Source organism: Jatrophihabitans endophyticus (assembly GCF_900129455.1).
Classification (GTDB): domain Bacteria; phylum Actinomycetota; class Actinomycetes; order Mycobacteriales; family Jatrophihabitantaceae; genus Jatrophihabitans; species Jatrophihabitans endophyticus.
In genome coordinates, this window is the sequence record NZ_FQVU01000001.1 from 17005 (window position 1) to 41669 (window position 24665).

Consider the following 24665-nt stretch of genomic DNA (forward strand, 5'->3'; position numbering starts at 1 on the left):
GCCGTGCCGCCCCTCCCCGGGGTGGTCCGTAGGTCACCCCGGGGCCGCCCGGGTGCCGTCAGTCGGTGAGGTTCTGCAACCGCACCTGACCGCGGGCGACGAGGCGTTCGTCGGCGTCGGTGATCTCGACGAGCCAGAGCTGCTGGCTGCGGCCGCGGTGGACGGGGGTGGCCGTCGCGACCAGCCGCCCCTCCCGGCAGGCCCGCAGGAAGTCGGTCTGGTTCGACACCCCGACGACCTGGCCGCGGTCGCCGAGCCAGATGGCGCCGGCGACGCTCGCCGCGGTCTCCACCGCCGAGGCGTACACCCCACCGTGGACGAGGCCGAAGGGCTGCAGGTGGTGCGGGCCGACGGTCCAGGACACCACCACCCGGTCCGCCTCCGCGACGTCGAGGGTGAAGCCGAGGGCGTCGTTCAGCCCCCTGTCGAAGGTCGCCGCCAGCTGTTCGCGCACATCGGTCATGTCCCGGGACGCTAGCCCCGTCGGTCCGGACGGGCCGCGCCGGCCGTCATGCCGCGTACTCGCGCGGCCGCGACGGGCGCGGGTGTCGCCCGAGCAGCGCGCGGTCGAGCGCGACCCGCCCCCGCGCGAGCGGGATCGTCAGCCACCACCACAGCTGGAAGGCGATGCCGGCCAGCGGGACGAGCACGGCCGCGTCCCCGGCGTCGTGGAGCGTCACGAAGCCCAGCGAGGTCTCGAAGGCCCGGGGGGCGACGTGGACGAGGAACGGCAGCACGAGCCAGTACGCGGTCGCGAGCAGCAGCACCAGGGTCAGCAGGGCGGAGACGAAGCCGACCACGGCGTGCAGGAGCAGCCAGAGCGCGTCGCGCCAGCTCGCCGGGTCCCGCAGCACGGTCGTGATGCGGCTGATCACCCCGGGACGCGACAGCCGGCGGTACGGCACGCCCACCGGCCTGGCCAGCAGCCGGGCGGCCGCGCGGCGGTGCGCGTCGGCGTAGCGGCGCACCAGCCAGGTGGCGGGTAGGAGCAGCGGTGCCACGACGGTGAGCGGCGTCAGCGCGACGAGCGTGAGCCACAGGGGCAGCAGCGCCACGCCGGCCAGGGCGGTGGGCGCCACGACGGCAGCGTGGGCGGTGAGGCGGAGGCGTTCGGTCAGGGCGTTGCGTCGGCGTGGCCGGGCGTCGGCCCGCGGCAGGACGAGCGTCGAGGTCATGACCCGATCGTCGACGTCGCACACGCCGCGCACAGTGGGGTTTCCTCCACCCGGTCGGTGGGGCTTGCCCCGACCGCGACCGGCTTCGCCTCAGCGCGGGATGACCTCGCCCATCTCGCCCCAGCCGTCGCCGGGGCCCTGGATGTTGATGATCTTCGGCGTGCTCGCCACCCAGTCCGGCATCCAGCCGATCGCGGTCCGGAAGTGCTCCGAGCCGACATGCGCGGCGCCCGCGTCGTCGTCGGCGAACCCCTCGACGAGCAGGAAGGTGTCGGGGTCGTCCACGCTGCGCGACCACTCGAAGAACAGGTTCCCCGGCTCGGCCCGCGTCGCGTCGGTGAACGCGGAGACCTGGTCGAGCCAGGAGTCCACCTTGTCGGGCCGCAGTTGCCACTTGACCACGATGAGGATCATCGGGTCATCATGCCCGCGCGACGCCGGGGCCGACAGGGTCGGCGTGACGGATCAGCCGGTTGCCGCCGTGGCCGCGGTGTCGGTGTCGGCGGCGGTGTCGGTGGCGGTCCGCGCCGGCGTCGTCGAGAACTGCAGCAGCCCGTCGTCGATCGCACCGTGGCGCAGCAGGGGCGCGTCGCGGAAGTAGTCGTTGCGCACCTTCCACACCCCGTGCGTGCCCTGGCGTGGCAACACCGCCTCGCCGCGGCGGACGTAGCCGGCCTGCAGTGCGCCGAGGATGGACGAGGAGTCGCGATCGGCGTCCTGGGCGCGCACGACCACCTGGTCCGCACCCCGCGCGGCCATGTGCTTGAGCAGCCGGACGACGTAGGTGGCGGCGATGTCGGCCTTCAGCGTCCAGGACGCGTTGATGTAGCCGAAGATGAGCGCGGCGTTGGGGATGCCCTCGAGCAGCACGCCCTTGTAGAAGACCGAGTCCGAGACCGACACCGGCTCGCCGTCGACGCGCAGCGTCGCCCCGCCGAGCATCTGCACCTGCAGGCCGGTGGCGGTGACGATGACGTCGGCCTCGATCTCCTCGCCGGAGTCGAGCCGGATCCCGGTCGGCGTGATGGTGTCGATGGTGCCGGTGACGACGTCGGCCCGGCCGGACTGGATGCTCGCGAACAGGTCGCCGTCGGGGACGAAGCACAGTCGCTGGTCCCACGGGTCGTACCGGGGGGTGAAGTGGGCGATGTCCGACGCTCCGGCCAGCTGCCGCTGCACCCCGCGCCGGACCAGTGCCTTGACGAGGCCGGGGCGCGCCTTGGCCAGCGCGTAGATGCCCCGCTGCACCGCGATGTTGCGGGCTCGGGTGGTCTTGTAGACGAACGACGTGGGCAGTACCCGCTGCAACGCGGCGGTGATCTTGTCGGTGACCGGCAGCGAGAGCACGTAGGTGGGGGAGCGCTGCAGCATGGTGACGTGCCCGGCCGTCTCGGCCATCGCCGGCACCAACGTGACGGCGGTGGCGCCGCTGCCGATGACGACCACCTTCTTGCCGGCGTAGTCGAGGTCGGCGGGCCAGTGCTGCGGATGGACGATCGTCCCGTCGAAGTCCTGCTCGCCCGCGAAGTCGGGGCGAAAGCCCTGGTCGTAGTCGTAGTAGCCGGTCCCGGCGACCAGGAAGGACGCCGTCATGCGTTCGGGGACGCCGCGGCCGTCGACGATGTCGACGGTCCAGCGCCCCTCGCGGCTCGACCAGGACGCCGACACGACGCGGCGTCCGAACCGGATGTGCTCGGTGACGCCGTACTCGGCGGCGGTGTCGGCGAGGTACGTCCTGATCGAGTCGCCGTCGGCGAGGATCCGCGGGCTGGTCCAGGGCCGGAAGCCGTACGCGAACGTCATCATGTCCGAGTCCGAGCGGATGCCCGGGTAGCGGAAGAGGTCCCACGTGCCGCCGATGGCGTCACGACGCTCGATGACGGCGTACGTCCGCTCCGGCAGCTCGCGGGTGAGATGGCACGCCATGCCGATCCCGGAGATGCCGGCACCGACGATCAGGACGTCGACGTGCGTCACGGGCTCGGTCACGGGCTCGGTCGCGGGCTCGTCGCCGGGTCGGGTACCGGGTTGGGTTGCCATGACCTACCTCCGCGGGACGGTGTGTGTGACGCACCGTACCGGGATTCTCGGTCAACCGCTCCGGGGAGCGGTGCCGCGGACGCCGAGGTGCTGGAGCAGGTTGGCCGAGAACCGGTCGCCGGTGCGGGCCATCGTGGAGTTCATGACGCCGCGCACGGCCGGCGCGGCGGTGCGGGGCAGGGGAAGTTCGACGCTGAGCGTGAGGCTGATGGACAGCCGCGTGCCGTTCGCGACGTCGCGCAGGACGTACCAGCCGCTCGCGCCGGTGCGCTCGTGGGTGCCCTTCGGCGGGGCGTGCTCGTAGTCGATCCGGTTGAGCTCGTCGAAGGTCATCTTCTCGGTGAACGACGGGCTCACCCGCACGCCGAGTCCCTTGATCTGCATCATGTGCCAGGTCCAGAGGTCACCGTCGGTGTCGATGCGTTCGAGCAGCGGCGTCAGCTGCGGCAGCAGCACCGGGTCGGTGAGCGCGGCCCAGATGTCGGCGCGCGGTGCCGCCACGACGGCGTCGGACTCGGTGGTCGCCGAGAAGCGGTTCATCCCTGCAGGGTGCCCAGGTCGTGGATTCGTAACCGGGTCGTGTCGGTATACACACCTCATGGACTACCGACAGCTGGGCAGCAGCGGGCTGCGCGTCTCGACGATCACGCTCGGCACCATGGGCTTCGGCGGCGCGGGCAACTTCGGCAACGTCGGCAGCGGCGACGTGAAGGAGGCGCGCAGACAGCTCGAGCTGTGCCGCGACCACGGCGTGAACCTCGTCGACACCGCCGACGTGTACTCCGACGGCCGGTCGGAGGAGATCGTCGGGCAGGCCCTCGGCGCCGACCGCGACGACTGGCTGGTGGCGACCAAGGTGCGCTTCCCCATGAGCCCCGGCGGCCCGAACGACGCGGGCCTCTCGCGCCACCACGTCCTCCGGGGCTGCGAGGCGTCGCTGCGCCGGCTCGGAACCGACCACATCGACCTGTACCAGCTGCACGAGTGGGACGGCCGCACCCCGCTCGAGGAGACGCTGGGTGCCCTGCAGACGTTGGTCGAGCAGGGCAAGGTGCGCTACGTCGGCGTCAGCAACTACAGCGGCTGGCAGCTGCTCAAGGCCCTCGGCGCGAGCGAACGGCACGGCCTGCCCCGCTTCGCGGCCGAGCAGATCTACTACTCGCTGCAGGCGCGGGACGCCGAGAACGAGCTGCTCCCGGCGGCCGTCGACCAAGGGCTCGGGGTGCTGGTGTGGAGCCCGCTGGCCGGCGGGCTGCTCTCGGGCAAGTACTCCCGCGGCCGGGACGGCACGCTGAAGTCGCCGAAGGGCTCCCGCCACGCCTCGGACTGGTCGGAGCCGCCGATCGACTTCCCCGACCGGCTGTTCGCGACCATCGACGTGCTCAAGGACGTCGGCCGCGCGCGCAAGGTCTCGGCGGCCCAGGTCGCGCTGGCGTGGCTGCTCACGCGGCCCGCCGTCACGTCGCTGATCGTCGGGGCCCGCGACACCGACCAGCTCGCCGACAACCTCGCCGGGGCCGAGCTCGTGCTCACCGACGACGAGCTCGCCCGCCTCGAGCAGGTCAGCCGGCCGCCGTTGCCCTATCCGTACTGGCATCAGAACGCCACCGCGGCCGACCGGTTCGGACCGGCCGACCTCGCCCTGCACCAGCCCTACCTGCACGACTCATAGCGGCCCGACCGCGGTGACGAGGACGACGGGCTCGCCGGCCTCGTCGCTCGCCGCCAGGTCGATCTCGGCCGAGATGGCCCAGTCGTGGTCGCCGTCGGGATCGTCGAGGATCTGGCGCACGCGCCACCGGCCGGGTTCGGTCGTCACCTGCAGCAACCGCGGGTTGCGCGCGTCCGGGCCGGTCCCGACGCGGGGGTACTCGGCGAAGTAGCCCTCGAGCGCGGCGACCCAGTCGACGTCCGGGTCGAGATCGGCGAGCTGGTCGAGCCGCCGCAGCGCGAAGAGCTCGACCCGCCGGAACATGGTGTTGCGCACCAGCACGGTGAAGGCCCGGACGTTCTCGCTCAGCGACGCCGGGCGGCGTACCTCGACGACGTCCTCGCGCCCGGCGCCGGTGCCCGCGGTGAGCGCCTCCCACTCGTCCAACAGGCTCGAGTCGACCTGCCGCACCAGCGCGCCCAGCCACTCGACGATGTCGGTGACGCCCTCGGTCACCGCCGGCTCGGGCACCGACGAGCGCAGCGCCCGGTAGGCGTCGGTCAGGTAGCGCAGCACCAAGCCCTCGCTGCGCGACAGGCCGTAGAACGCCACGTACTCGGTGAAGGTCATCGCGCGTTCCCACATGTCCCGGACGACCGCCTTGGGACGCAGGTCGTCCTCGGACAGCCACGGATGGGTCTGCCGGTACACGGCGAACGCGCCCGTCAGCAGCTCCTGCAACGGCATGGGGTGCGTGACGTCGGCGAGCAGCTCCATGCGCTCCTCGTACTCGACGCCCTCGGCCTTGAGCTGGGCCACTGCCTCGCCGCGGGCGAGGTTCTGCTGTGCCCGCACGACCTGGCGCGGATCCTCGAGCGTCGCCTCGTAGACCGAGACGACGTCGAGGGCGTAGCTGTCGGACTCGGGATCGAGCAGGTCGAGCGCCGCCAGCGCGAACGTGGACAGCGGCTGGTTCAAGGCGAAGTTCAGCGGCAGGTCGGCGGTCAGCCGGACGACGCGGCCCTGCTCGTCCGGCTCGGCCAGCCGCTCGACGACGCCCGCCGCGAGCAGGGCGCGGTAGGCACGGATGGCCTCGCGCACCTGCTCGCGCTGCTGGGTCGCGGTGGTGTGGTTCGTGCGGATGAGATCGCGCATAGCGGCGAAGGCGTTGCCGGGGCGGGCGATCACGTTGAGCACCATCGCGGGGGTCACCGCGAAGCGGGCCGTCAGTGCCTCGGGCTGCGAGGAGAGCAGCCGGTCGTGGGTGTTCCGGCCCCAGGAGACGAACCCCTCGGGCGGCTTCTTGCGCACGATGCGGCGCAGCTTCTTCGCGTCGTCGCCGGCCTTGGCCACCAGCTTGGCGTTCTCGACCTCGTGCTCGGGCGCCTGGACGACCACGGTGCCGGCGGTGTCGAAGCCGGCCCGTCCGGCGCGTCCGGCGATCTGGTGGAACTCGCGTACCTGCAACTGCCGTTGCCGCTCGCCGTCGAACTTGCTGAGGGCGGCGAACACGACCGTGCGGATGGGGACGTTGATGCCGACGCCGAGCGTGTCCGTACCGCAGATGACCTTGAGCAGGCCGGCCTGCGCGAGCTGCTCGACCAGCCGCCGGTACTTGGGCAGCATCCCCGCGTGGTGCACCCCGATGCCGTGGCGCACCAGCCGGTTGAGCACCTTGCCGAAGCCGGCGGTGAACCGGAAGCCGGCGATCGTCTCGGCGATGACGTCGCGCTCGGCGCGGGAGGCGACGTTGATGCTCGTCAACGCCTGGGCGTGCTCCAGCGCGGCCGCCTGGGTGAAGTGCACGACGTAGATCGGGGCCTGCCCGCCGGCGACGAGATCGGCGACGGTCTCGTGCAGGGGAGTGGTCTCGTAATAGTGGTGCAGCGGGACGGGCCGCTCGGCGCCGGCGACCGTCGTCGTCTCGCGGCCGGTCCGCCGGCCCAGGTCGGCGGCCAGATCGGTGGTGTCGCCAAGCGTCGCGGACATGAGGAGGAACTGCGCGCGGGTGAGCTCGAGCAGCGGCACCTGCCACGCCCAGCCGCGGTCGGGGTCGGCGTAATAGTGGAACTCGTCGATGACCACGACGGCGAGGTCGCTGTCGCGGCCCGTGCGCAGCGCGATGTTGGCGAGCACCTCGGCGGTGCAGCACAGGACAGGCGCGTCGGCGTTGACCGCGGCGTCGCCGGTCATCATCCCGACGTTGGCCGAGCCGAACACACCGCAGAGCGCGAAGAACTTCTCGCTGACGAGCGCCTTGATCGGCGCGGTGTAGACCGAGCGGACCCCGCGCGCCAGCGCGAAGTAGTGCGCCGCGACGGCGACGAGCGACTTGCCCGAGCCGGTCGGGGTGGCGAGCACGACGTTCGCACCGGTGACCAGCTCGAGGATCGCCTCGTCCTGCGCGGGGTAGAGCTGCAGACCCTGGCCGCTCACCCACGCCTCGAAGTCGGCGTAGAGCTCGTCGGGGTCATGGTCGCGCGTCGCGGTCGCGGGCAGCGTCAGCGACCCGGCGGGATCGTCGGTGTGGAGGTCGTCGGTGGCGCTCATGTCGAGGTCCATGCTGCCCGACCCGGCCGGGCGCGCGACGACGCGGCACCGGCGCGCAGTGACCGCGCACCGATGCCGCGCACTCCCTCATCCCCCGCGGTGAGGGAGGAAACCCGCGAGACCCCACCCGCTCGCCTGCGTTCACGGTACGAAACGAGGCGTGTTAAAGGCGTATCGACGCGGCTCGCCGGAGTCACGTCGGGCGGCGATCGGTGACGGGCGGTGACGGCGAGTCGGCGTCCCCCGTCGGCTCGACCCGCGCGCCCGGTCAGGCGTGCTCGTCCTGCTCGGCGACGAGCTCGCGCGCGGCCTGCGTCGACTCGGCCGCGGGGGCGGACCCCCACATGCGCCGGCCGTTCGGCTCGTGCAGGAAGTACACCGCGACGAGGCCCACGACGCCCGCGGCGATGAGGTAGTACGCCGGCCAGTTCAGGTCGCCGGTCGCGCTCACGAGCGCCCCGACCACCACCGACGTCGTGCCCGCGAAGAGCGAGATCGCGACGTTGAAGGCGACCGACAGGCCGGCGCCGCGGACCTTGGTCGGGAACAGCGACGGCAACGTCGAGGGCATGGTCGCGCTGAAGGTGATGAGCGCGAGCCCCATGATGAGCAGACCGCAGAAGATCGACACGGCGCTGCCGGCGCGGATCAGCAGCACCATGGGCAGCGCCAGCACGATCAGCCCCACCGAGCCGCCGACGATGATCGGCTTGCGCCCGATGCGGTCGGACAGCAATCCGATGAACGGGATCGTCAGCAGGGCCACCGCCATGACGATGATCTGCAGCACGCTCGACGTCAGCGTGGTCACCTTGTCCCCGGCGGGCAGGGTCTCGGAGATGTAGGTCGGCATGTAGGACGTCAGCATGTAGTTGGTGACGTTCCAGACGATCACCAGGCCCATGCAGACGAGCACGAACGGCCAGAGCCCGGCGAGGATCTTGGCCTCGTCCCCTGTCTTGTTCGCCTTCTCCTTCTCCTCGGACTCCTTCTCCAGCGCCGCGTAGGCCGGGGTGTCGGCCAGCCGCGAGCGCAGGTAGACGCCGGCGACGCCGAGCGGCAGCGCCACGAAGAACGGGATCCGCCAGGCCCAGTCGTGCAGGGCCGGGTCGCCGACCACGTCCTGCACGATCGTGGCGACGATCGCGCCGCCGAGGTAACCGCTGAACGTGCCGAACTCCAGCCAGCTGCCGAGGAAGCCGCGGCGCTTGTCCGGCGCGTACTCGGCGATGAAGGTCATGGCGTTGCCGTACTCGCCGCCGGTGGAGAAGCCCTGCACGAGCCGGCACAGCAGCAACAGCGCCGGCGCCCAGAAGCCGACGGCGGCCTGCGTCGGCAGACAGCCGATGGCGAAGGTGCCGAGCGCCATCATGATCATGGTGATGGCCAGCACCTTGTTGCGCCCGATGCGGTCGGCGAGCGGACCGAAGAACATGCCGCCGAACGGGCGCACGAGGAAGGCGACGGCGAACGTGCCGAACGTGGCGATCGTGCCGAGCGAGTCGCTGAGCCCCGAGAAGAAGATGTCCTTGATCGTCGGCTCGAGGTAGGCGTAGACCCCGAAGTCGTACCACTCGGTGATGTTGCCGATCGCCGCCGCACCGATCGCCTTGCGGATGACCGGCGGGTCGGTGACGACCACGTCGTCGAGGGTCCAGCGCCGCGGGCGCTCGCGCGGGGTCAACACGGTCACGGGGTGGGGCCTCCGGGGTTCGGCTGGTGGGTGTCTCCGCGTCCACGTACCCAAATGCACAGGCGGCGAACATGCGGTGACGCCCCGGGGCGGGCTCCGCGGGGCCTGTCGACCCGGATGGCGCCGACGGGCCGCGGGACGCGAGACTTGCCGTGATGCCCGACACCGCTGACGTCTACAAGACGATGAACCTCGCGCTGCGCATCGGCGAGATGCTGCTGTCCTGCGGCGCCGGCGCGTCGGACGTCGGCGCCCAGATGGACAACGTCGGCCGCGCGTGCGGGCTGCGTCGCTTCACCGCCGACGTGACCTTCACCGAGCTCGCCATGAGCTACCAGGCCTCGTCCGACGAGCCCGCGATGATCCAGCTGCGCCAGGTCCGCCACCGCGAGGTCGACTACGAGGACCTCACCCTGGTCGACCATCTCGTCCGCGACCTCGTCGCCGGGCGCATCGACCGGGAGGAGGCGATCGCGCGGCTGAACCGCATCGTGTCCTCGGGTCATGCCCGGCCGCGCTGGACGGTCACCCTGGGCTACGGCGGGATGGGCGCCGGGGTCGGGATGGTCCTCGGCGGCAACGCGGCGATGGTCGGCATCGCGTTCGTCGCGGCCTGCCTCATCGACCGCATCCAACGGGTGATGGCCGCGAACCGGTGGCCGACGTTCTACCAGCAGGCGGCGGGGGGCCTGCTCGCGACCCTGCTCGCCGCCGGGGTGGCGCGTACCGGGCTCGACGTAGCCCCCGGTCGCGTCATCACCGCGAGCATCATCCTGCTGCTTGCCGGGGTCAGCTTCCTCGGCGCGATCCAGGACGCCCTCACCGGCTTCCCGCTCACCAGCGGCGCGCGCATGCTCGAGGCGGTGATCGCCACCGCGGGCGCGGTGGCCGGCGTCAGCGGCGGGCTCACCGTCGCGCGCATCGTCGGGGTGCGGCTCGGCGACCAGGTGGCGGGCACGACGGGCTTCGCGGACCTCCCGGTGATGACGGTGGGCGCCGCGCTCGCCGCGGCCAGCTACGCCTACGCGTGCTACGCGCCGCTGCGCGCACTGACCCCCATCGGCGTCATCGCAGCGCTCGCCGTCGCCGTCTACTTCGTGCTGGACGACCGCAACGTCGGCGGCCCGTTCGCCTCCGCGGTCGCGGCGGTCGTCATCGGGCTGATCTCGTTCTCCGCCGCGGGCCGGTTCCGGGTGCCGGCGCTGGTCGTTGTGACCGCGGCCATCGTGCCGCTGCTGCCGGGGCTGTCGATCTACCGCGGTCTCGCCACGATCGGACGGGACGCGTCGGCGGGCCTGCTCGCGCTGTTCACCGCCGGCGCCGTCGCGGTCGCGCTGAGCTCGGGCGCGATCCTGGGGGAGTACATCGCCCAGCCGCTCCGGCGTGAGGCGCGCCGACTCGAGACTCGGCTCGCCGGCCCACGTCTCGTCGGCCCCATGAGCGTGCGCGCGGTGCGGCGGCGGCATCGCGACCGACAGCAGGGCGGGGGCGCCGACGGCGGGTCGCGGTGACGGCGGGCCGCCGTGAGACGGCGGGAGCCGTCAGTCGGTGTAGACGCTGAAGCTGGGGACGCGCGCGGGACCGGTGACGCCCACCTGGATCTCGACCGTGACCCGGTCGGGATCGCTGTAGTCGTAGTTGACCGTCTTCACGCCCCAGCGGTCGCCCTCGCCCGGCGTCGCCACGGGCAGCGTGACGCTCTCGCCGACGCGCGGCAGCGGACGGTCGTCGGGCAGGGAGAGCTCGAGCGGTTCGCGGTCGCGGCCCATCACAAAGCGCACGTTCATGCCGGCGATGGTAGCCGCCCGGACGTGACCTGGGCCACACCGCCGCGGCGGGTCGGGCGCCGGCGTCCCGCTCATCCACGCGCGCGAGCTGGGCGCGGACCGCGTCGTCGACCCGGCGGTCCTCGCCGCTGGCGAGCAGGTCCAGCAGTCCGCGCCGCCGGGTTCGGACTGGCCGCCGAGGATCCGCATCACAGCTTCGGTGCGGAGCTGGTCGGTCAGACCGACGAACTGTCGCTGACCGACCGGTGAATCGTGTGGTGTCCGAGGGGGGACTTGAACCCCCACGCCCGATAAAGGGCACTAGCACCTCAAGCTAGCGCGTCTGCCATTCCGCCACCCGGACGAGTGCGGCAACAACATTAGCCGATCGCGGCCAGGCGGTTGCGCACCGGGCTGCAGGCACCGCAGCCGCACGAATACCGCGGCCGCCGTCGATCTTCCGACGCCACCCGCGTCCCAGCGTCACAAGCGCAGGAAGATCGCCGCGCGGACGATCGGTCTCGCCGGCGCGGCACCTCGGGCGGCGGTGGTAGGAACGACGGATGAGCCCCACCGTCTCCGCGCAGGACGAGGTCACCGAGCTGCTGGTCGAGCTCATCCGCTTCAACACCTCGAATCCGACGCATCCCGAACGTCCGGCGGCCGAGTGGGTGGCCGAGAAGCTCGACGAGGTGGGCGTCGAGTCCGAGATCTTCGAGTCCGAACCGGGGCGCGCGTCGGTCGTCGCACGGCTCGAGGGCAGCGACCGTGATCGCGCGCCCCTGCTGATCCACGGCCATCTCGACGTCGTCCCCGCCGACGCGAGCGAGTGGAGCGTCGACCCCTTCGCCGGCGAGGTGAAGGACGACTACGTGTGGGGCCGCGGCGCCATCGACATGAAGGACATGGACGCCATGACGCTCGCGCTCGTGCGCGAGTACCGGCGCACCGGGCGCAAGCCCGCGCGCGACGTCGTCCTCGCCTTCGTCGCCGACGAGGAGGCCGGCGGCCGCAAGGGCGCGCACCACCTCGTCGACCACCACGCGGACCTGTTCGCCGACTGCACCGAGGCGATCAGCGAGGTCGGCGGCTACTCGATCTCGCTCAACGACCAGGCGCGGGCCTACGCCATCCAGACCGCCGAGAAGGGCATCCACTGGCTTCGGCTGCGGGCGCGGAGCCGGCCGGGCCACGGCTCGATGGTGCACGAGGAGAACGCCGTCACCCGCCTCGCCGAGGCCGTCTCGCGCATCGGCAACCACGAATGGCCGATCGTCGTCACCGACACCGTCCGCGCCCTGGTCGAGGGGCTGGCCGAGACGCTCGGGCGCGACCTCGACCCCGAGCGTCCCGACGAGTGGCTGCCGGTGATCGGCGGTGCCGCGCGCATGATCGGCGCGACGGTGAGGAACACCGCGAACCCGACGATGCTGCAGGCCGGTTACAAGACCAACGTCATCCCCGGCTCGGCCGAGGCGACGATCGACTGCCGCTTCCTGCCCGGCCAGGAGGACGAGCTGCTCGCCACGATCGACGAGCTGCTCGGCGAGCACGTCGAGCGCGAGACCGAGGTGCGCGACATCGCGGTCGAGACGGGGTTCGACGGGCACCTGGTCGAGGTGATGGCCGCCGCCCTCAAGGCCGAGGACCCCATCGCGGTCCCGTTGCCGTACCTGATGAGCGGCGGCACCGACGCCAAGTCGTTCTCCACGCTGGGCATGCGCTGCTTCGGGTTCTCGCCGCTGCTGCTGCCCGCCGACCTCGACTTCACCGCGCTGTTCCACGGCATCGACGAGCGCGTGCCGGTGGACGGGTTGAAATTCGGGGTGCGCGTGCTCGACCGGCTGCTGCAGGATTGCTGACATGACGAGCCGCATCGCCGTCCTGGCCATCGACGCCGTCGACCCCGAGCCCGTCGCACGCTTCTGGTGCGCGGTGCTCGGCTGGCAGGAGCGCGACCACGACGAGGTCGGCATCGCCATCGGGCCCGCCGACGCGACGGCGCCGGGCATCGACGTGCTGCGCGTGCCCGAGGCGAAGACGATCAAGAACCGGCTGCACCTCGACCTGCGCGCCGACGGCGGCACCACGGCCGAGGAGCTCGACCGGCTGCTCGGTCTCGGCGCCCGGCGGGTCGACGTCGGTCAGGACGACGACGCCACCTGGGTGGTCCTGGCCGACCCAGGTGGCAACGAGTTCTGCCTGCTGTCACGCACCGTCGCCGAGGCGGCTGCGGGCTGACCCGGCCTCGGTGTCGGACCGCCGTGGCAGGCTCGTCGCGTGCTGATCGCCGACGTCGCCGCCGCCTCCGCCGACGTCGGCGCGACGTCCTCACGGCTGGCCAAGCGCGCGCGCATCGCCGAGCTGCTGGCCGCCGCCGACGACGTCGCCGAGGTGTCGGTCGTGGTGTCGTGGCTCTCGGGCGAGCTGCCGCAGCGCCAGATCGGCGTCGGCTGGGCGGCGCTGCGCACGGTTCCCGACGCCGCGGCCGTGCCGTCGCTCACCGTCCTGGGCGTCCATGCGACGCTCGAGAAGATCAAGTCGACGACCGGCAAGGGCTCGCAGGGGCGCCGCGCCGCCCTGCTCGCCGAGCTCTTCGGCACCGCCACCGTCGCCGAGCAGACCTTCCTGCGGCGGCTGCTCGGCGGCGAGCTGCGCCAGGGCGCGCTGCTGGGCGTGATGGCCGACGCCGTGGCGCAGGCCGCCGACGTGCACGCCGCCGCCGTCCGCCGGGCCGCCATGCTCGGCGGTGAGCTGCCGACCGTGGCCGCCGCGGCGCTCACCCGCGGCACCGACGGTCTCGCCGAGTTCCACCTTCGGGTCGGCCGGCCGGTCGGCCCGATGCTCGCGCAGACCGCCACCGACGTCCGCGATGCGCTCGAGCGGCTCGGCGGCGAGGCCGTGTTCGAAGCCAAGCTCGACGGCGCGCGGGTGCAGATCCACCGCGATGGCGACGCCGTCACCGTCTACACGCGCTCGCTCGACGACGTCACCGCCCGGCTGCCGGAGGTCGTCGACGCCGCGCTCGCACTGCCGGTCACCACGCTGATCGCCGACGCCGAGGCCATCGCCCTGCGTGCCGACGGCCGGCCGCACAAGTTCCAGGACACCGCCTCGCGCTTCGGCCGCAGCGTCGACATCGCGGCCGCGCGCGAGAAGCAGCCGCTGTCGGTCTTCGTGTTCGACGTGCTGCACGTCGACGGCGACGACGTGCTCGACCTGCCCGGCACCGAGCGCGCCGACGTGCTCGCCCGCGTCGTCCCCGACCGGCACCGGGTCGACCGCCTCGTCACGACCGACGGCGACGCCGCGCAGGCCTTCCTCGAGCGCACGCTGGCCGCCGGCCACGAGGGCGTCATGGCCAAGTCGCTGGCCGCGCCCTACGAGGCGGGCCGCCGCGGTGCGGGCTGGCTGAAGGTCAAGCCCGTGCACACCCTCGACCTCGTCGTGCTCGCCGTCGAGTGGGGGTCCGGGCGGCGCCGGGGCAAGCTGTCCAACATCCACCTCGGCGCCTACGACCCCGACACCGGCGGGTTCGTGATGCTGGGCAAGACGTTCAAGGGCATGACCGACGCCATGCTCGACTGGCAGACCGAGCACTTCCTGGCGATCGCCGACGGCCCCACCGACGGGTACGCCGTACGGGTGCGGCCGGAGCAGGTCGTCGAGATCGCCTTCGACGGCCTGCAGCGCTCGACGCGCTACCCCGGTGGCATGGCGCTGCGGTTCGCGCGCGTCCTGCGCTATCGCGACGACAAGCGCCCCGACGAGGCGGACACGATCGCCGGCGTCCGCGCGTTCTACGAGTCGCACTGACTCTGGCGCCGGGCACGGCCCGGGAACCCGCGGCGCGCGACGATCGTTGACCGCGCCATGCGCTCGAACCCCGCCTCGCTGCCCCCGCTGCCCGTCCAGGCCGACCGCCTCGCCGGGCTCGGCCTGCCCGTGCCGGCCACCGTCCCCGACGGCACCGGTCTGCTCGTGCCCGACGCCCCGCCGTCCACGCTCACGCCGCTGCTGCGGCGGGCCGGCAAGCCCGGTTTCGTGGTCGTCGACATGACCGACGTCGACGACTTCGCTCCGGTCGACGACCTGGACGTCCCCGCGCCGCCCTACCTCGTCCAGGACGTCACCCGCGGCGACGAGCTGCGCAACCAGAGCCCGGCCGAGGCGCTGCCGGCGCTGCGCGCTGCCGGCCGCACCCCGCTGACCCTGCGCGAGGGTCTCGCGTGACTGCTGCAGCAGCCCGACGTGCTGGCCCGGGACCACTGCTTCATGACCGTCGGCTCGCGCCGGCGCAAGGCCGACGGCAGGCTCGACGCCCGCACCCCCGCGATCTGGATCAGCAACGGCACGGGTCGCGACGGCCGGGCCGCGAAGGACGCGCCCAAGGTCGGGTGGTGCTGGGCCGGCAACCGGCACACCTGGCTCGGCTTCGCCTCGGCGGCGGGCCGGGTCGCCCTCGCGGGTTAGGCCGACAGGCCGGGCAGCGGGACCGAGGTCTTGGTGCGCTTGCGGCGCAGCGTGACGCGGCGGGTGCCGTCCATGTACTTGACGACGCGGGCGAGCTCCCAGCCGCCGAACTCCGCCTGCAGCGACAGCTGCGCCGCGGCGTTGAGCCGGGTGACGTCGGCCGGGATGTGCAGCGGCGCGTACTCCCAGTCCGGTTCGCTCGAGTCGGTCATCGCCGACCATTGTGCGCCATCGACGGCCGCGGTCGGCATGGCGTCCGACACCCGACCGGACGCGGGCGCCCCCACCCGTGTCGACTGGCGACTTCCCGTGTCGACTGGCGACTTGCAGGCCGACTGGCGACCTGTAGGTCGCCAGTCGGCCGGGAAGTCGCCAGTCGGCTTAGCCAGTCGCCAGTCGCCAGTCGTCAGCGGCCGAAGGTCATCACGAAGTCGCGGAGCGTGAGCGACAGCCACGGACGGTGACCGGCAAGGAAGGCGAGCGGGCCGGCGGGCGCGGCGGCGAGGCGGGTCGTCGTCACGGTGAGCCCGCCGCGGGCGCGGACCGGGCTCGTCGTCGGCGCGTCGTCGAGCTGTTGCACGATCGAGAACCGGACCGGCCACCGGCCCGGCAGCCGCAGCCGGTCGCGCACCGTGCCGGCGGTGATCCGGCCGTCGTCGTCGCGGGCGGCCCGCGCGTCCCCGGTGAAGTCGAAGGACGCGAGCTGCTTCGGGATGCCCCACAGTGCGCGGCCGCCCGCCAGCGAGGCCTCGCTGTCGACCCAGATGCGCACGATCGTCGGCCGCACCCGCGCGCCGCGCCGGGCCAGCACCACCGCCATGACCTCGCGGTAGCTGAGCACGCCGGGCGGCTCGTAGCGCACCCACGCCGTCGCGACGACGGCCCACCGGGCGAGCCGCACCGCCCGCCAGCCGTCGGGCAGGTCGTCGGGCAGGTCCGCGGCGGGGACGAGGAACAGCGAGAGATCGAGTCGGCCGCGCAGGTCCCACGGCTCGGACGGGTAGGGCGTGCTCACCGTGCCTCCCCGACGTACTCGCGCAGCAACGGGACGAGGCGGGTGCGGCGGGGGAGCGCGCCGACCTGCCGCACGGCGCGGGCGACGGCCGGGCCGGCGGCGTGGACGACGGAGAGATGCTGCTGGGCACGGGTCAGCGCGGTGTAGACCAGCGGCCGCGACAGCAGCCGGCCCGCCTCGGGCGGCAGCACCACGACGACGGCGGGGAACTCCGAGCCCTGCGCCCGGTGCACGGTGATGGCCCAGCCGTGGACGAGGTCGCCGAGCGCCTTGCCCTTGACCTCGGCCGGTCCGGAGGCGAACTCGACGGTCACCGCGCCGCTGGTGGGGTCGTCGCCGACGGCCGACACCGTGCCGACCTCGCCGTTGGCGTAGCCCGCGGGCTCGGCCTCGAGGTGGTTGGCGGTCGCGACGACGCGGTCGCCCGGGTCGAAGCGGCGCCGGCCCGTGCCCGGGTTCAGCGCGGCCTTGAGCGCGGCGTTGAGGGCCTGCGTCCCGGCCGGGCCGCGGTGCACCGGCGTGACGACCTGCACCGACGCGGCCGGGATCGACAGCGCCCGCGGGATGGAGTCGGTGACGAGCTGCACCACCCGGTGCGCGGCCTCGGTCGAGCCACGGGTCGGGACGACGACGACCTCGTGCGTGGGGTCGTCGACCGCGGCGAGCTCCCCGCCGCGCACCGCCGTGGCCAGCCGCGCGATGGTGCCGCCCTCATGCTGCCGGTAGAGCGTCGTCAGCTCGGTCACCGGGACGGTGCCCGAGTCGATGAGGTCGCCCAGCACCCGGCCCGGCCCGATCGAGGGCAGCTGGGCGGCGTCGCCGACCAGGACCAGGTGCGTGCCGTCCGCGCAGGCGGTGAGCAGCGCATCGGCCAGCTCGACGTCGAGCATCGAGGCCTCGTCGACCACGACGACGTCCTCGTCGAGCGGCCAGTCCTCGCCCCGGGTGAACCCGCCGTCGAAGCTCACCCCGTCACCGGCCTGCCGCGGCTGCGCGCCCAGCAGCCGGTGCAGCGTGGACGCGGGGGAGTCGCACAGCTCCTCGAGGCGCTTCGCGGCCCGACCGGTCGGTGCCGCGAGGGCGACGGTCCGGCCCGCGGCCTCGGCCAGGGCGACGAGCGTGGCCACGGTGCGGCTCTTGCCGGTGCCCGGGCCGCCGGTGAGCACGGTGACGCCGCCGCCGAGCGCGGCCGTCACCGCCGACAGCTGGACGGCGTCGAGCCCACCTGCGTTCCGGGTCCGCTTGCCGCCGGCCGCGATCGGCTCGGCGGTCGCGAGCAGCCGGGCGATGCCCTGCGCGATGCCGTCCTCGGCCTCGGCGTAGCGGGCCAGGCCGAGCGTGCCGTCGTCGGCCTCGACGACGCTCGCGGCCTCGACCGCGGCGTCGACGGCGGCCGACGCGTCACCCGAGCCGAACGCGGCGAGCGAGCCCTCCACGTCTTCGCGGGCGTCCACCGTGTGCCCGTCGCGGGCCTGCCCGGCGAGCACCCAGCCCACCAGCGCGCGGGCCCGGCGCGCATCGTCGCGGGCGACACCGGGGACGGCGACCCGCGCCACCCGGTCGGCGTCGTCCGGGGTCACGCCCGTCACCGCCAGCAGGCGCCACGGGTCGTCGCGCAGCAGCCGCGGCGCCGCCGGGCCGAGCAGGTCCACGGCGCGGCCCGCGAGCCGGGCGTCCACCCCGGCCGGGACGAGCAGGCCGGCGACCTCCAGCGCCGGCCCGGCCGCGATGAAGGACGAGAGCAACCGCCCCGCGCGCTGCGGGCCCACCTTCGGCAGCGCGGTCAGCGCGGCGGTGGTGACGTCGCCGGGCCCGGTGATGCCGGCGCCGGCGAGCTCGCCGGCCAGCCGCTTGCCCAGCCCCGGCCAGAGGCCGGCGTCGCAGAACGCGACGAAGACCGGGTCGGACGGGCTCGGCTGGGTCAGGACACCGTCTCCGGGTACTGGAGCCGCGGCGCGCTGACGTCGTCGAGCGCCGAGCGGATCGCCGGTGGCAGGTCCAGCGTCTCGGCGGCGAGCGCGGCGGTCAGCTGGCCCAGGGTGCGCGGGCCGATGATGGGGGCGGCCACGCCGGGACGGTCGCGCACCCAGGCCAGCGAGATCGCGAGCGGCGAGGTCGCGAGCCCCTCGGCGGCGGTCGCGACGGCCTCGACGACACCGACCGTGGCGGGGTCGTCCAGATCGGCGAGGTGGCGCGTGCCCGCCGCGGCCCGCGAGTCGGCCGGGATGCCGGTGCGGTACTTGCCGGTGAGCGCGCCCCCGCCGAGCGGGGAGTACGGCAGGACGCCGACGCCGAGACCCAGGCAGGCCGGGACGACGTCGCGCTCGACGCCGCGGGCGAGCAGCGAGTAGCGCACCTGGTTGGACACGATCGGCGCGAAGGCGGGTTTGGCCGCCTGCAGTGTGGCCGCCTGCGCGGTGCGCCAGCCCGAGAAGTTGGAGACGCCGACGTAGCGCACCTTGCCCGACTCGACCGCGGTGTCGAGCGCCGAGAGCGTCTCCTCGACGGCGACGTGCGGATCCGGCACGTGGACCTGCCAGAGGTCGAGATGGTCCACGCCGAGCCGGCGCAGCGACCGGTCGAGGTCGCCGAGCAGCCGGCCGCGGGAGTTGTCCACGACCCCCTGGCCGTCCTCGAAGCGCAGCCCGGCCTTGCCTGCGAGCACGAGCTCCTCGCGGGGGACGACATCGGCCAGCAGGCCGGCCAGGATCTCCTCCGCCGCGCCGTCGGCGTACGACACCGCGGTGTCGACCAGCGTGCCGCCGGCGTCGAGGAAGGCGACCAGGATCGCCGCGGCCTCGTCGGCGTCGGTCTCGCGGCCCCACCGCCAGGTGCCCACGCCGAGGTGGGACACCCGAAGCCCGCTCGTGCCCACCGTGCGTTGCTTCACGGACGCTGAACCTACCGGCTGGGCGCGCAGGAGCACCCCCCGGTGCTCGCTATGGTTGCGCGGTGCGCCTCGGACTCAACGTCGGTTACTGGGGTCTCGGCGGCGACAGCAGCCAGGATCTCGCCCTCGTCCAGGAGGCCGAGCGCCTCGGCTACTCGGTGGTGTGGGTCGCCGAGGCCTACGGCTCGGACGCCGTCACCGTCCTCACCTGGATCGCCGCGCAGACCTCGACCATCGACGTCGGCAGCGCGATCCTGCAGATCCCGGCCCGCACGCCGACGATGACCGCGATGACCGCCGCCACCCTCGACAGCCTCTCCGGCGGCCGGTTCCGGCTCGGGCTCGGCGTGTCCGGACCGCAGGTGTCCGAGGGGTGGCACGGCGTCCGCTTCGCCAAGCCGCTCGCCCGCACCCGCGAGTACGTCGACATCGTGCGATTGGCGCTCGCCCGCGAACGGGTCGAGTACCACGGCGCCACGTACGAGCTCCCGCTGCCCGACGGTCCCGGCAAGGCGCTGCACCTGATGCTGCACCCGACGCGCGAGGACCTCCCGCTCTACCTCGCCGCCATCGGGCCCCGCAATCTCGAGCTCGCCGGCGAGATCGCCGACGGCTGGCTGCCGGTGTTCTTCGCCCCGGCGCACGCCGACCAGCTCCTCGACCGTGTCGCCGCCGGCCGGGCCAAGGCCGGGCGGGACCTCGATGGCTTCGACGTCGCCGCCACCGTGCCGCTCGTCGTCGGCGACGACGCGACCGCGTGCGCCGACCCCGTGCGCGGGTACGCCGCCCTGTACGTGGGGGGCATGGGCAGCCGCGAGCAGAACTTCTACAACGCGCTGGCCGGCCGCATGGGATTCGAGGACGCCGCGGCGACGGTGCAGGAGCTCTACCTCGCCCGCGAGTACGACGCGGCGGCCGCCGCCGTCCCCGTGGAGTTCATCGACGGGACGTCGCTGCTCGGCCCGGTCGAGCGCATCGCCGACCGGATGGTCGAATTCGCCGAGGCGGGCGTCACGACGCTCTCGGTCGCCCCCTACGGCGCGACCCACGAGGAACGGGTCGCCGCGCTGCGTGGTGCGGCCGAAGCCCTCGACCGCTCGGGCACGGCCGGCGCATGAACCCGTTCCAGGGTGTCGTCCTCGGCATCGTCCAGGGACTGACGGAGTTCCTGCCGATCTCGTCCACCGCTCACCTGCGCATCGTCCCCGCGCTGTTCGGCTGGGAGGACCCGGGCACCGCCTTCACCGCCGTCATCCAGCTGGGCACGATGCTCGCCATCGTCGTGTACTTCTGGCGCGAGCTGCTGCACATCACCGTCGCCTGGTTCCGCGGCTTCTGGGACCGCTCGGTGCGGGGGTCGCTCGAGTACAAGATGGGCTGGTACCTGATCCTGGCCACCGTGCCCATCGGCGTCCTCGGGCTGATCTTCGACCACCAGATATCGACCGGCGCCCGCAACCTGTGGGTCATCTCGGTCACGCTCATCGCCCTCGCCCTCGTGCTGCTGGGGGCGGAGAAGGTGAGCACCCGGCGGCGGGGCGAGGAGCAGATCACCACGACGGACGCGATCGTGGTCGGCTCGGCCCAGGCGCTGTCGCTGATCCCCGGGGCGTCACGCTCGGGGACGACCATCACCGCCGGGCTGTTCCGCGGCCTCACCCGCGAGGCCGCCGCCCGCTTCTCCTTCCTGCTGTCGGTGCCGGCGGTGGTGCTCTCCGGGCTCTACGAGCTCAAGGACGTCGGCAACGACGGCCCCGGGCTCGGCGTCACCGGTCTCGCCGTCGTCTTCGCGTTCGTGGTCGGGCTGGCGTCGATCGCCTGGCTGATGAAGTGGCTCGCCCGGCACAGCACGTTCGTGTTCATCTACTACCGCATCGCGCTCGGGGTGCTGCTCATCGTGCTGCTCTCGACCGGCGTCCTGGACCCGACGTGACGGTCCCGACGCCGATCCGGGGGGGCCGCTAGATGCCCACCGTCCTGCTCGTCCGGCACGGACTCACCAAGATGACCGGACCGGTGCTCGCCGGCCGCACGCCCGGCGTGCACCTGGACGAGCGCGGGCAGCGGCAGGCGGCCACCCTCGCCGAGCGCGCGGCGTCGCTGCCGCTCGCCGCCGTCGTCACGAGCCCCCTCGAACGGTGCGTCGAGACCGCCGGCGCGATCCGCGACGCGCAGCAGGGGCAGCGTGCTCGCCGGACGCCGCTCGGCTGGCACGTCGACGACCGGTTCATCGAGTGCGGCTACGGCGACTGGACCGGCAAGCCGATCCGCGAGCTCGCCAAGGACCCGCTCTGGAAGACCGTCCAGGCGCAGCCGTCGGCCGTCCGGTTCCCGAACGGCGAGGCGCTGGCGGACATGTCGGCGCGCGCCGTTGCGGGCGTACGCGACTGGGACGGACGCATCGCCGAGGAGTACGGCCCCGACGCCGTCTGGGTCGCCTGCAGCCACGGCGACGTGATCAAGGCGATCGTCGCGGACGCGCTCGGGCTGCATCTCGACCAGTACCAGCGGATCGTGCCCGACCCGTGCTCGGTGTCGATCGTGCGCTACACCGCGACGCGGCCGTACGTCGTCCGCGTCAACGACACCGGCGGGGACCTCGCCGGTTTCGCACCGCCCAAGCGGCGACGTCGCACCAAGGCCGCCGACGACGCCACGGTGGGCGGCGGCGCCGGCGGCGGGTCGGTGTGAACGCGGTGACACCGAGTCGCCGGACCGGGGACCCACGAGCGGCGCGGCGGCCCGGCAGACCATAGGCTGAAGGCATCATGCGCCAGCTCCACGTCTTCGACCGTCCCAGCCGCTTCGTGGCGGGCACCGTCGGCCAGCCCGGCGACCGCGCCTTCTACCTGCAAGCCGTCGACGGCGCCCGGGTCGTCTCGGTCGCGCTGGAGAAGCAGCAGGTCGAGGTCCTCGCCGACCGGCTCGAGCAGCTGCTCGACGACATCGTCGAGCGCACCGGGACGGCGCTACCGGCCGACGAGACCGACACCGAGGCGCTCGACCAGCCGATCGACGAGGAGTTCCGCGTCGCGGCGATGGGGCTGGCCTGGGACGGCGACACCGGCCTGGTGGTCATCGAGGCCCAGGCGCCGGTCGACGAGCCCGAGGTCGCCGAGGAGACCCTGCTCGAGGACGTCGAGGACGGCCCCGACGCGCTGCGCGTGCTGATCGAGCCGACCACCGCGCGCGCCTTCGTGGAGCGGGCCCGCCGGCTCGTCTCCGCGGGCCGCCCGCCGTGCCCGCTGTGCGGTCAGCCCCTCACCCCGTCGGGTCACGTCTGCGCCCGGCTGAACGGTTACCGGCGTGGCGTCTCACTGAACCCGTGACTGCGCACGAGGCCGGCCGGTGACCGACGGACTCACCCCCGCGCTGCCGCTCGGGACCGACGGGGACGGCGTCACCGTCGCCGACGCGGTGCAGCTGCTCTCGACCGGTGAGCTCGCCATCGAGGGGCGCGTCATGGACGCGTCCAACGCCACCTTCTACTGCGGTGTCGTGGCCGGCGAGCGGCGCGCGGCCTGCGTCTACAAGCCCGTCGCCGGAGAGCGGCCGCTGTGGGACTTCCCCGACGGCACGCTCGCCGAGCGCGAGGTGGCCGCCTACGAGGTGTCGGCGGCGACCGGCTGGGGGATCGTCCCCCCGACGGTCTACCGGGAGGGCCCGGCCGGGCCCGGCATGGTGCAGCTGTGGATCGACGTCGACGAGACCGTGGACGTCGGCCGGCTCATGCGCCGGCGCGACCTCGAGCGGCTGCGCCACATCGCGGTCTTCGACGCCGTGGTCAACAACTCCGACCGCAAGGGTGGCCACCTGCTGCCGACGCCCGCGGGCGACGTGTTCGGCATCGACCACGGCGTGACCTTCTCCGTCGAGGACAAGCTGCGCACCGTCCTCTGGCAGTGGGCCGGCGCGAAGCTGCCACCCGAGGCGCGCACGGTGCTCGCCCGGCTGGCGACCGAGCTCGACGGCGAGCTGGGGGAGCGCCTGGGCGAGCTGCTCACCCGGCGCGAGGTGCGGCAGACGCGTGCGCGGGTGCACCGGCTGCTGTCCGCCGGCCGCCACCCCGAGCCGCACGGCGACTGGCCGGCGGTGCCCTGGCCGCCCATCTGAGGCCACCGGCTAGCGTGACGAGCATGGACGCCTGGTCGAGCCCCGCCGTGCCCGAGCTTGCGGGCACCGGGCCGGCGCTGCGGCTGTTCGACACCGCGACCGGCGAGGTGCGCGAGACCACGCCCGGCCCGACGGCGCGCATGTACGTCTGCGGCATCACGCCCTACGACGCCACGCACCTCGGCCACGCGGCCACCTATCTGGCGTTCGACCTCGTCCAGCGCGTCTGGCGCGACGCGGGCCACCGCGTGCACTACGTCCAGAACGTGACCGACGTCGACGACCCGCTGCTCGAGCGCGCCGAGCAGACCGGCGAGAGCTGGGAGGCCCTGGCCGCCCGCGAGACGCGGCTGTTCTGCGAGGACATGACCGCGCTGCGGGTGCTCGCACCGGACGACTTCGTGGGCGCGGTCGAGGCCGTCCCGGAGATCACGGTGGCGATCGAGGGACTGCTCGAGCGCGGCGCGGCCTACCGGCTCGACGACGACGTGTACTTCCCGGTCTCGGCCGCCGCCGGTTTCGGCCGGGAGTCCGGCTACGACCGCGACACGATGCTGGCGCTCTTCGGCGAGCGCGGCGGCGACCCCGACCGGGCCGGCAAGAAGGATGCGCTCGACTCGCTGCTGTGGCGGGGCCGCCGTCCCGACGAGCCGTCGTGGGACAGCCCGCTCGGCCCCGGCCGACCCGGCTGGCACATCGAGTGCAGCGTCATCGCGCTGAACCGGCTCGGGATGGCCTTCGACGTGCAGGGCGGCGGCTCGGATCTGATCTTCCCGCACCACGAGCACTCGGCCGCGCACGCCGAGGCCCTGACCGGCGAGGAGCCGTTCGCCCGGTTCTACGTGCACGCGGGGATGATCGGGCTGGACGGCGAGAAGATGAGCAAGTCCCGCGGCAACCTGGTGCTGGTCTCCAAGCTGCGCGCGGCGCACATCGACCCGATGGCGGTGCGGCTGGCGCTGCTCGACGGGCACTACCGGGCCGACCGGGAGTGGACGGGGGGCCGGCTGCCCGCGGCCGAGGCCCGGCTGAGCCGGTGGCGGGTCGCGGTGGGGCAGGATGCCGGGCCGGCGGCGGACGCAGTGCTCGCGCAGGTCCGCGCCGCCCTCGCCGACGACCTGGACACCGTCCGCGCCCTCGCCGCGGTCGACCGCTGGGTCGAGTCCGCGGGCGGCGAGCCCGACGGCCCGACCGGAGCGGCCACCGACGCGGTCGGCACCGATCCGGACGCGCCGCGCCTGGTCCGCGACCTCGTCGACGCCCTGCTGGGCGTCGCGCTCTGACGCTCCCCGGCGGGCC

The 24665-nt window shown here is 73.4% G+C and carries 23 protein-coding genes, 1 tRNA gene and 1 pseudogene; 12 read left to right on the top strand and 13 right to left on the bottom strand.

Going from position 1 to position 24665, the window contains the following annotated elements; genetic code table 11:
- Positions 1–58: 58 nt before the first annotated feature.
- From BUE29_RS00085 to BUE29_RS00105, 5 genes are all read right to left on the bottom strand, one after another.
- Entirely contained in the window at positions 59–463 is a 405-nt protein-coding gene (locus BUE29_RS00085) for a PaaI family thioesterase (protein WP_084180565.1), read from the bottom strand.
- A 46-nt stretch (positions 464–509) separates the two neighbouring features.
- Positions 510–1175, bottom strand: a complete 666-nt coding sequence (locus tag BUE29_RS00090) for a sensor domain-containing protein (RefSeq protein ID WP_143167894.1) — start codon at positions 1173–1175, stop codon at positions 510–512.
- A 90-nt stretch (positions 1176–1265) separates the two neighbouring features.
- Positions 1266–1589, bottom strand: a complete 324-nt coding sequence (locus tag BUE29_RS00095) for a putative quinol monooxygenase (RefSeq protein ID WP_073384513.1) — start codon at positions 1587–1589, stop codon at positions 1266–1268.
- Positions 1590–1640: 51 nt separating this feature from the next.
- A complete protein-coding gene (locus BUE29_RS00100; RefSeq protein ID WP_073386625.1) occupies positions 1641–3101 on the bottom strand; it encodes a flavin-containing monooxygenase in 1461 nt (486 codons plus the stop codon).
- A gap of 165 nt (positions 3102–3266) precedes the next feature.
- Positions 3267–3755, bottom strand: a complete 489-nt coding sequence (locus tag BUE29_RS00105; protein ID WP_073384515.1) for an SRPBCC family protein — start codon at positions 3753–3755, stop codon at positions 3267–3269.
- 58 nt (positions 3756–3813) lie between these two features.
- Between BUE29_RS00105 and BUE29_RS00110 the strand changes: the two genes are divergently transcribed.
- Positions 3814–4887 carry an aldo/keto reductase gene (locus BUE29_RS00110; RefSeq protein WP_073384517.1) on the top strand — a complete coding sequence of 358 codons (1074 nt, stop codon included), beginning with the start codon at positions 3814–3816 and terminating at the stop codon, positions 4885–4887.
- Here BUE29_RS00110 and BUE29_RS00115 read toward each other — a convergent pair.
- Both BUE29_RS00115 and BUE29_RS00120 read right to left on the bottom strand, forming a co-directional pair.
- A complete protein-coding gene (locus BUE29_RS00115; protein ID WP_143167895.1) occupies positions 4882–7416 on the bottom strand; it encodes a DEAD/DEAH box helicase in 2535 nt (844 codons plus the stop codon). The genes BUE29_RS00110 and BUE29_RS00115 overlap by 6 nt on opposite strands.
- 268 nt (positions 7417–7684) lie before the next feature.
- The gene (locus tag BUE29_RS00120) at positions 7685–9109 is read right to left on the bottom strand and encodes an MFS transporter (protein ID WP_084180567.1); all 1425 of its coding nucleotides are present in this window, start codon (positions 9107–9109) and stop codon (positions 7685–7687) included.
- 155 nt (positions 9110–9264) lie between these two features.
- Between BUE29_RS00120 and BUE29_RS00125 the strand changes: the two genes are divergently transcribed.
- The gene (locus tag BUE29_RS00125) at positions 9265–10620 is read left to right on the top strand and encodes a threonine/serine exporter family protein (RefSeq protein ID WP_084180704.1); all 1356 of its coding nucleotides are present in this window, start codon (positions 9265–9267) and stop codon (positions 10618–10620) included.
- Between the two features lie 30 nt (positions 10621–10650).
- On the opposite strand, the gene BUE29_RS00130 is transcribed toward BUE29_RS00125, so the two are convergent.
- Both BUE29_RS00130 and BUE29_RS00135 read right to left on the bottom strand, forming a co-directional pair.
- On the bottom strand, positions 10651–10896 hold the full coding sequence (locus BUE29_RS00130; protein ID WP_143167896.1) for a hypothetical protein: 246 nt from the start codon (positions 10894–10896) through the stop codon (positions 10651–10653).
- A 255-nt stretch (positions 10897–11151) separates the two neighbouring features.
- Positions 11152–11239: transfer RNA gene (locus tag BUE29_RS00135), tRNA-Leu, on the bottom strand.
- A 199-nt stretch (positions 11240–11438) separates the two neighbouring features.
- Between BUE29_RS00135 and BUE29_RS00140 the strand changes: the two genes are divergently transcribed.
- The 4 genes and pseudogenes from BUE29_RS00140 to BUE29_RS22940 all read left to right on the top strand — a co-directional run bounded on the left by BUE29_RS00140 (position 11439) and on the right by BUE29_RS22940 (position 15348).
- The gene (locus BUE29_RS00140) at positions 11439–12737 is read left to right on the top strand and encodes a M20/M25/M40 family metallo-hydrolase (RefSeq protein WP_073384522.1); all 1299 of its coding nucleotides are present in this window, start codon (positions 11439–11441) and stop codon (positions 12735–12737) included.
- Position 12738: 1 nt separating this feature from the next.
- Entirely contained in the window at positions 12739–13116 is a 378-nt protein-coding gene (locus tag BUE29_RS00145; protein WP_073384524.1) for a VOC family protein, read from the top strand.
- Positions 13117–13155: 39 nt separating this feature from the next.
- Positions 13156–14691: an ATP-dependent DNA ligase gene (locus BUE29_RS00150; RefSeq protein WP_073384527.1), complete on the top strand. Its 1536-nt coding sequence runs from the start codon at positions 13156–13158 to the stop codon at positions 14689–14691.
- A 57-nt stretch (positions 14692–14748) separates the two neighbouring features.
- Positions 14749–15348: pseudogene (locus BUE29_RS22940) on the top strand (DUF5701 family protein).
- Here BUE29_RS22940 and BUE29_RS00160 read toward each other — a convergent pair.
- From BUE29_RS00160 to BUE29_RS00175, 4 genes are all read right to left on the bottom strand, one after another.
- Entirely contained in the window at positions 15345–15560 is a 216-nt protein-coding gene (locus tag BUE29_RS00160) for a DUF5703 family protein (protein ID WP_073386631.1), read from the bottom strand. The pseudogene BUE29_RS22940 and the gene BUE29_RS00160 overlap by 4 nt on opposite strands.
- 194 nt (positions 15561–15754) lie before the next feature.
- Positions 15755–16363, bottom strand: a complete 609-nt coding sequence (locus BUE29_RS00165; protein ID WP_073384529.1) for an acetoacetate decarboxylase family protein — start codon at positions 16361–16363, stop codon at positions 15755–15757.
- The gene (locus BUE29_RS00170) at positions 16360–18288 is read right to left on the bottom strand and encodes an AAA family ATPase (protein ID WP_073386633.1); all 1929 of its coding nucleotides are present in this window, start codon (positions 18286–18288) and stop codon (positions 16360–16362) included. Before BUE29_RS00170 ends, BUE29_RS00165 begins: the two co-directional genes overlap by 4 nt.
- Positions 18285–19253: an aldo/keto reductase gene (locus tag BUE29_RS00175; RefSeq protein ID WP_073384531.1), complete on the bottom strand. Its 969-nt coding sequence runs from the start codon at positions 19251–19253 to the stop codon at positions 18285–18287. The genes BUE29_RS00170 and BUE29_RS00175 overlap by 4 nt, the downstream gene beginning before the upstream one ends.
- Before the next feature lie 62 nt (positions 19254–19315).
- Between BUE29_RS00175 and BUE29_RS00180 the strand changes: the two genes are divergently transcribed.
- The 6 genes from BUE29_RS00180 (at position 19316) to mshC (ending at position 24649) form a co-directional block, all read left to right on the top strand.
- Positions 19316–20371, top strand: a complete 1056-nt coding sequence (locus tag BUE29_RS00180; protein ID WP_073384533.1) for an LLM class F420-dependent oxidoreductase — start codon at positions 19316–19318, stop codon at positions 20369–20371.
- Positions 20368–21186 (top strand): undecaprenyl-diphosphate phosphatase, encoded by an 819-nt coding sequence (locus BUE29_RS00185; RefSeq protein WP_073384535.1) that lies wholly within the window; start codon positions 20368–20370, stop codon positions 21184–21186. The genes BUE29_RS00180 and BUE29_RS00185 overlap by 4 nt, the downstream gene beginning before the upstream one ends.
- 32 nt (positions 21187–21218) lie before the next feature.
- A complete protein-coding gene (locus BUE29_RS00190) occupies positions 21219–21944 on the top strand; it encodes a histidine phosphatase family protein (RefSeq protein ID WP_073384537.1) in 726 nt (241 codons plus the stop codon).
- Positions 21945–22018: 74 nt separating this feature from the next.
- Complete coding sequence (locus BUE29_RS00195) at positions 22019–22582, top strand: DUF3090 domain-containing protein (protein ID WP_073384539.1); 564 nt, start codon at positions 22019–22021, stop codon at positions 22580–22582.
- 19 nt (positions 22583–22601) lie between these two features.
- Positions 22602–23366 (top strand): SCO1664 family protein, encoded by a 765-nt coding sequence (locus BUE29_RS00200; protein ID WP_073384541.1) that lies wholly within the window; start codon positions 22602–22604, stop codon positions 23364–23366.
- Between the two features lie 23 nt (positions 23367–23389).
- Positions 23390–24649 (top strand): cysteine--1-D-myo-inosityl 2-amino-2-deoxy-alpha-D-glucopyranoside ligase, encoded by a 1260-nt coding sequence (gene mshC, locus BUE29_RS00205; RefSeq protein ID WP_073384543.1) that lies wholly within the window; start codon positions 23390–23392, stop codon positions 24647–24649.
- Positions 24650–24665 lie beyond the last annotated feature (16 nt).

What these genes read in the sequence shown, in the direction of transcription:
- BUE29_RS00140 (WP_073384522.1), top strand. Translation starts at nt 11,439, where the DNA reads ATGAGCCCCACCGTCTCCGCGCAGGACGAGGTCACCGAGCTGCTGGTC.
- BUE29_RS00095 (WP_073384513.1), bottom strand. Translation starts at nt 1,589, where the DNA reads ATGATCCTCATCGTGGTCAAGTGGCAACTGCGGCCCGACAAGGTGGAC.
- BUE29_RS00100 (WP_073386625.1), bottom strand. Translation starts at nt 3,101, where the DNA reads ATGGCGTGCCATCTCACCCGCGAGCTGCCGGAGCGGACGTACGCCGTC.
- BUE29_RS00190 (WP_073384537.1), top strand. Translation starts at nt 21,219, where the DNA reads ATGCCCACCGTCCTGCTCGTCCGGCACGGACTCACCAAGATGACCGGA.
- mshC (WP_073384543.1), top strand. Translation starts at nt 23,390, where the DNA reads ATGGACGCCTGGTCGAGCCCCGCCGTGCCCGAGCTTGCGGGCACCGGG.
- BUE29_RS00085 (WP_084180565.1), bottom strand. Translation starts at nt 463, where the DNA reads ATGACCGATGTGCGCGAACAGCTGGCGGCGACCTTCGACAGGGGGCTG.
- BUE29_RS00185 (WP_073384535.1), top strand. Translation starts at nt 20,368, where the DNA reads ATGAACCCGTTCCAGGGTGTCGTCCTCGGCATCGTCCAGGGACTGACG.
- BUE29_RS00160 (WP_073386631.1), bottom strand. Translation starts at nt 15,560, where the DNA reads ATGACCGACTCGAGCGAACCGGACTGGGAGTACGCGCCGCTGCACATC.
- BUE29_RS00115 (WP_143167895.1), bottom strand. Translation starts at nt 7,416, where the DNA reads ATGAGCGCCACCGACGACCTCCACACCGACGATCCCGCCGGGTCGCTG.
- BUE29_RS00145 (WP_073384524.1), top strand. Translation starts at nt 12,739, where the DNA reads ATGACGAGCCGCATCGCCGTCCTGGCCATCGACGCCGTCGACCCCGAG.
- BUE29_RS00110 (WP_073384517.1), top strand. Translation starts at nt 3,814, where the DNA reads ATGGACTACCGACAGCTGGGCAGCAGCGGGCTGCGCGTCTCGACGATC.
- BUE29_RS00130 (WP_143167896.1), bottom strand. Translation starts at nt 10,896, where the DNA reads ATGAACGTGCGCTTTGTGATGGGCCGCGACCGCGAACCGCTCGAGCTC.
- BUE29_RS00090 (WP_143167894.1), bottom strand. Translation starts at nt 1,175, where the DNA reads ATGACCTCGACGCTCGTCCTGCCGCGGGCCGACGCCCGGCCACGCCGA.
- BUE29_RS00125 (WP_084180704.1), top strand. Translation starts at nt 9,265, where the DNA reads ATGCCCGACACCGCTGACGTCTACAAGACGATGAACCTCGCGCTGCGC.
- BUE29_RS00105 (WP_073384515.1), bottom strand. Translation starts at nt 3,755, where the DNA reads ATGAACCGCTTCTCGGCGACCACCGAGTCCGACGCCGTCGTGGCGGCA.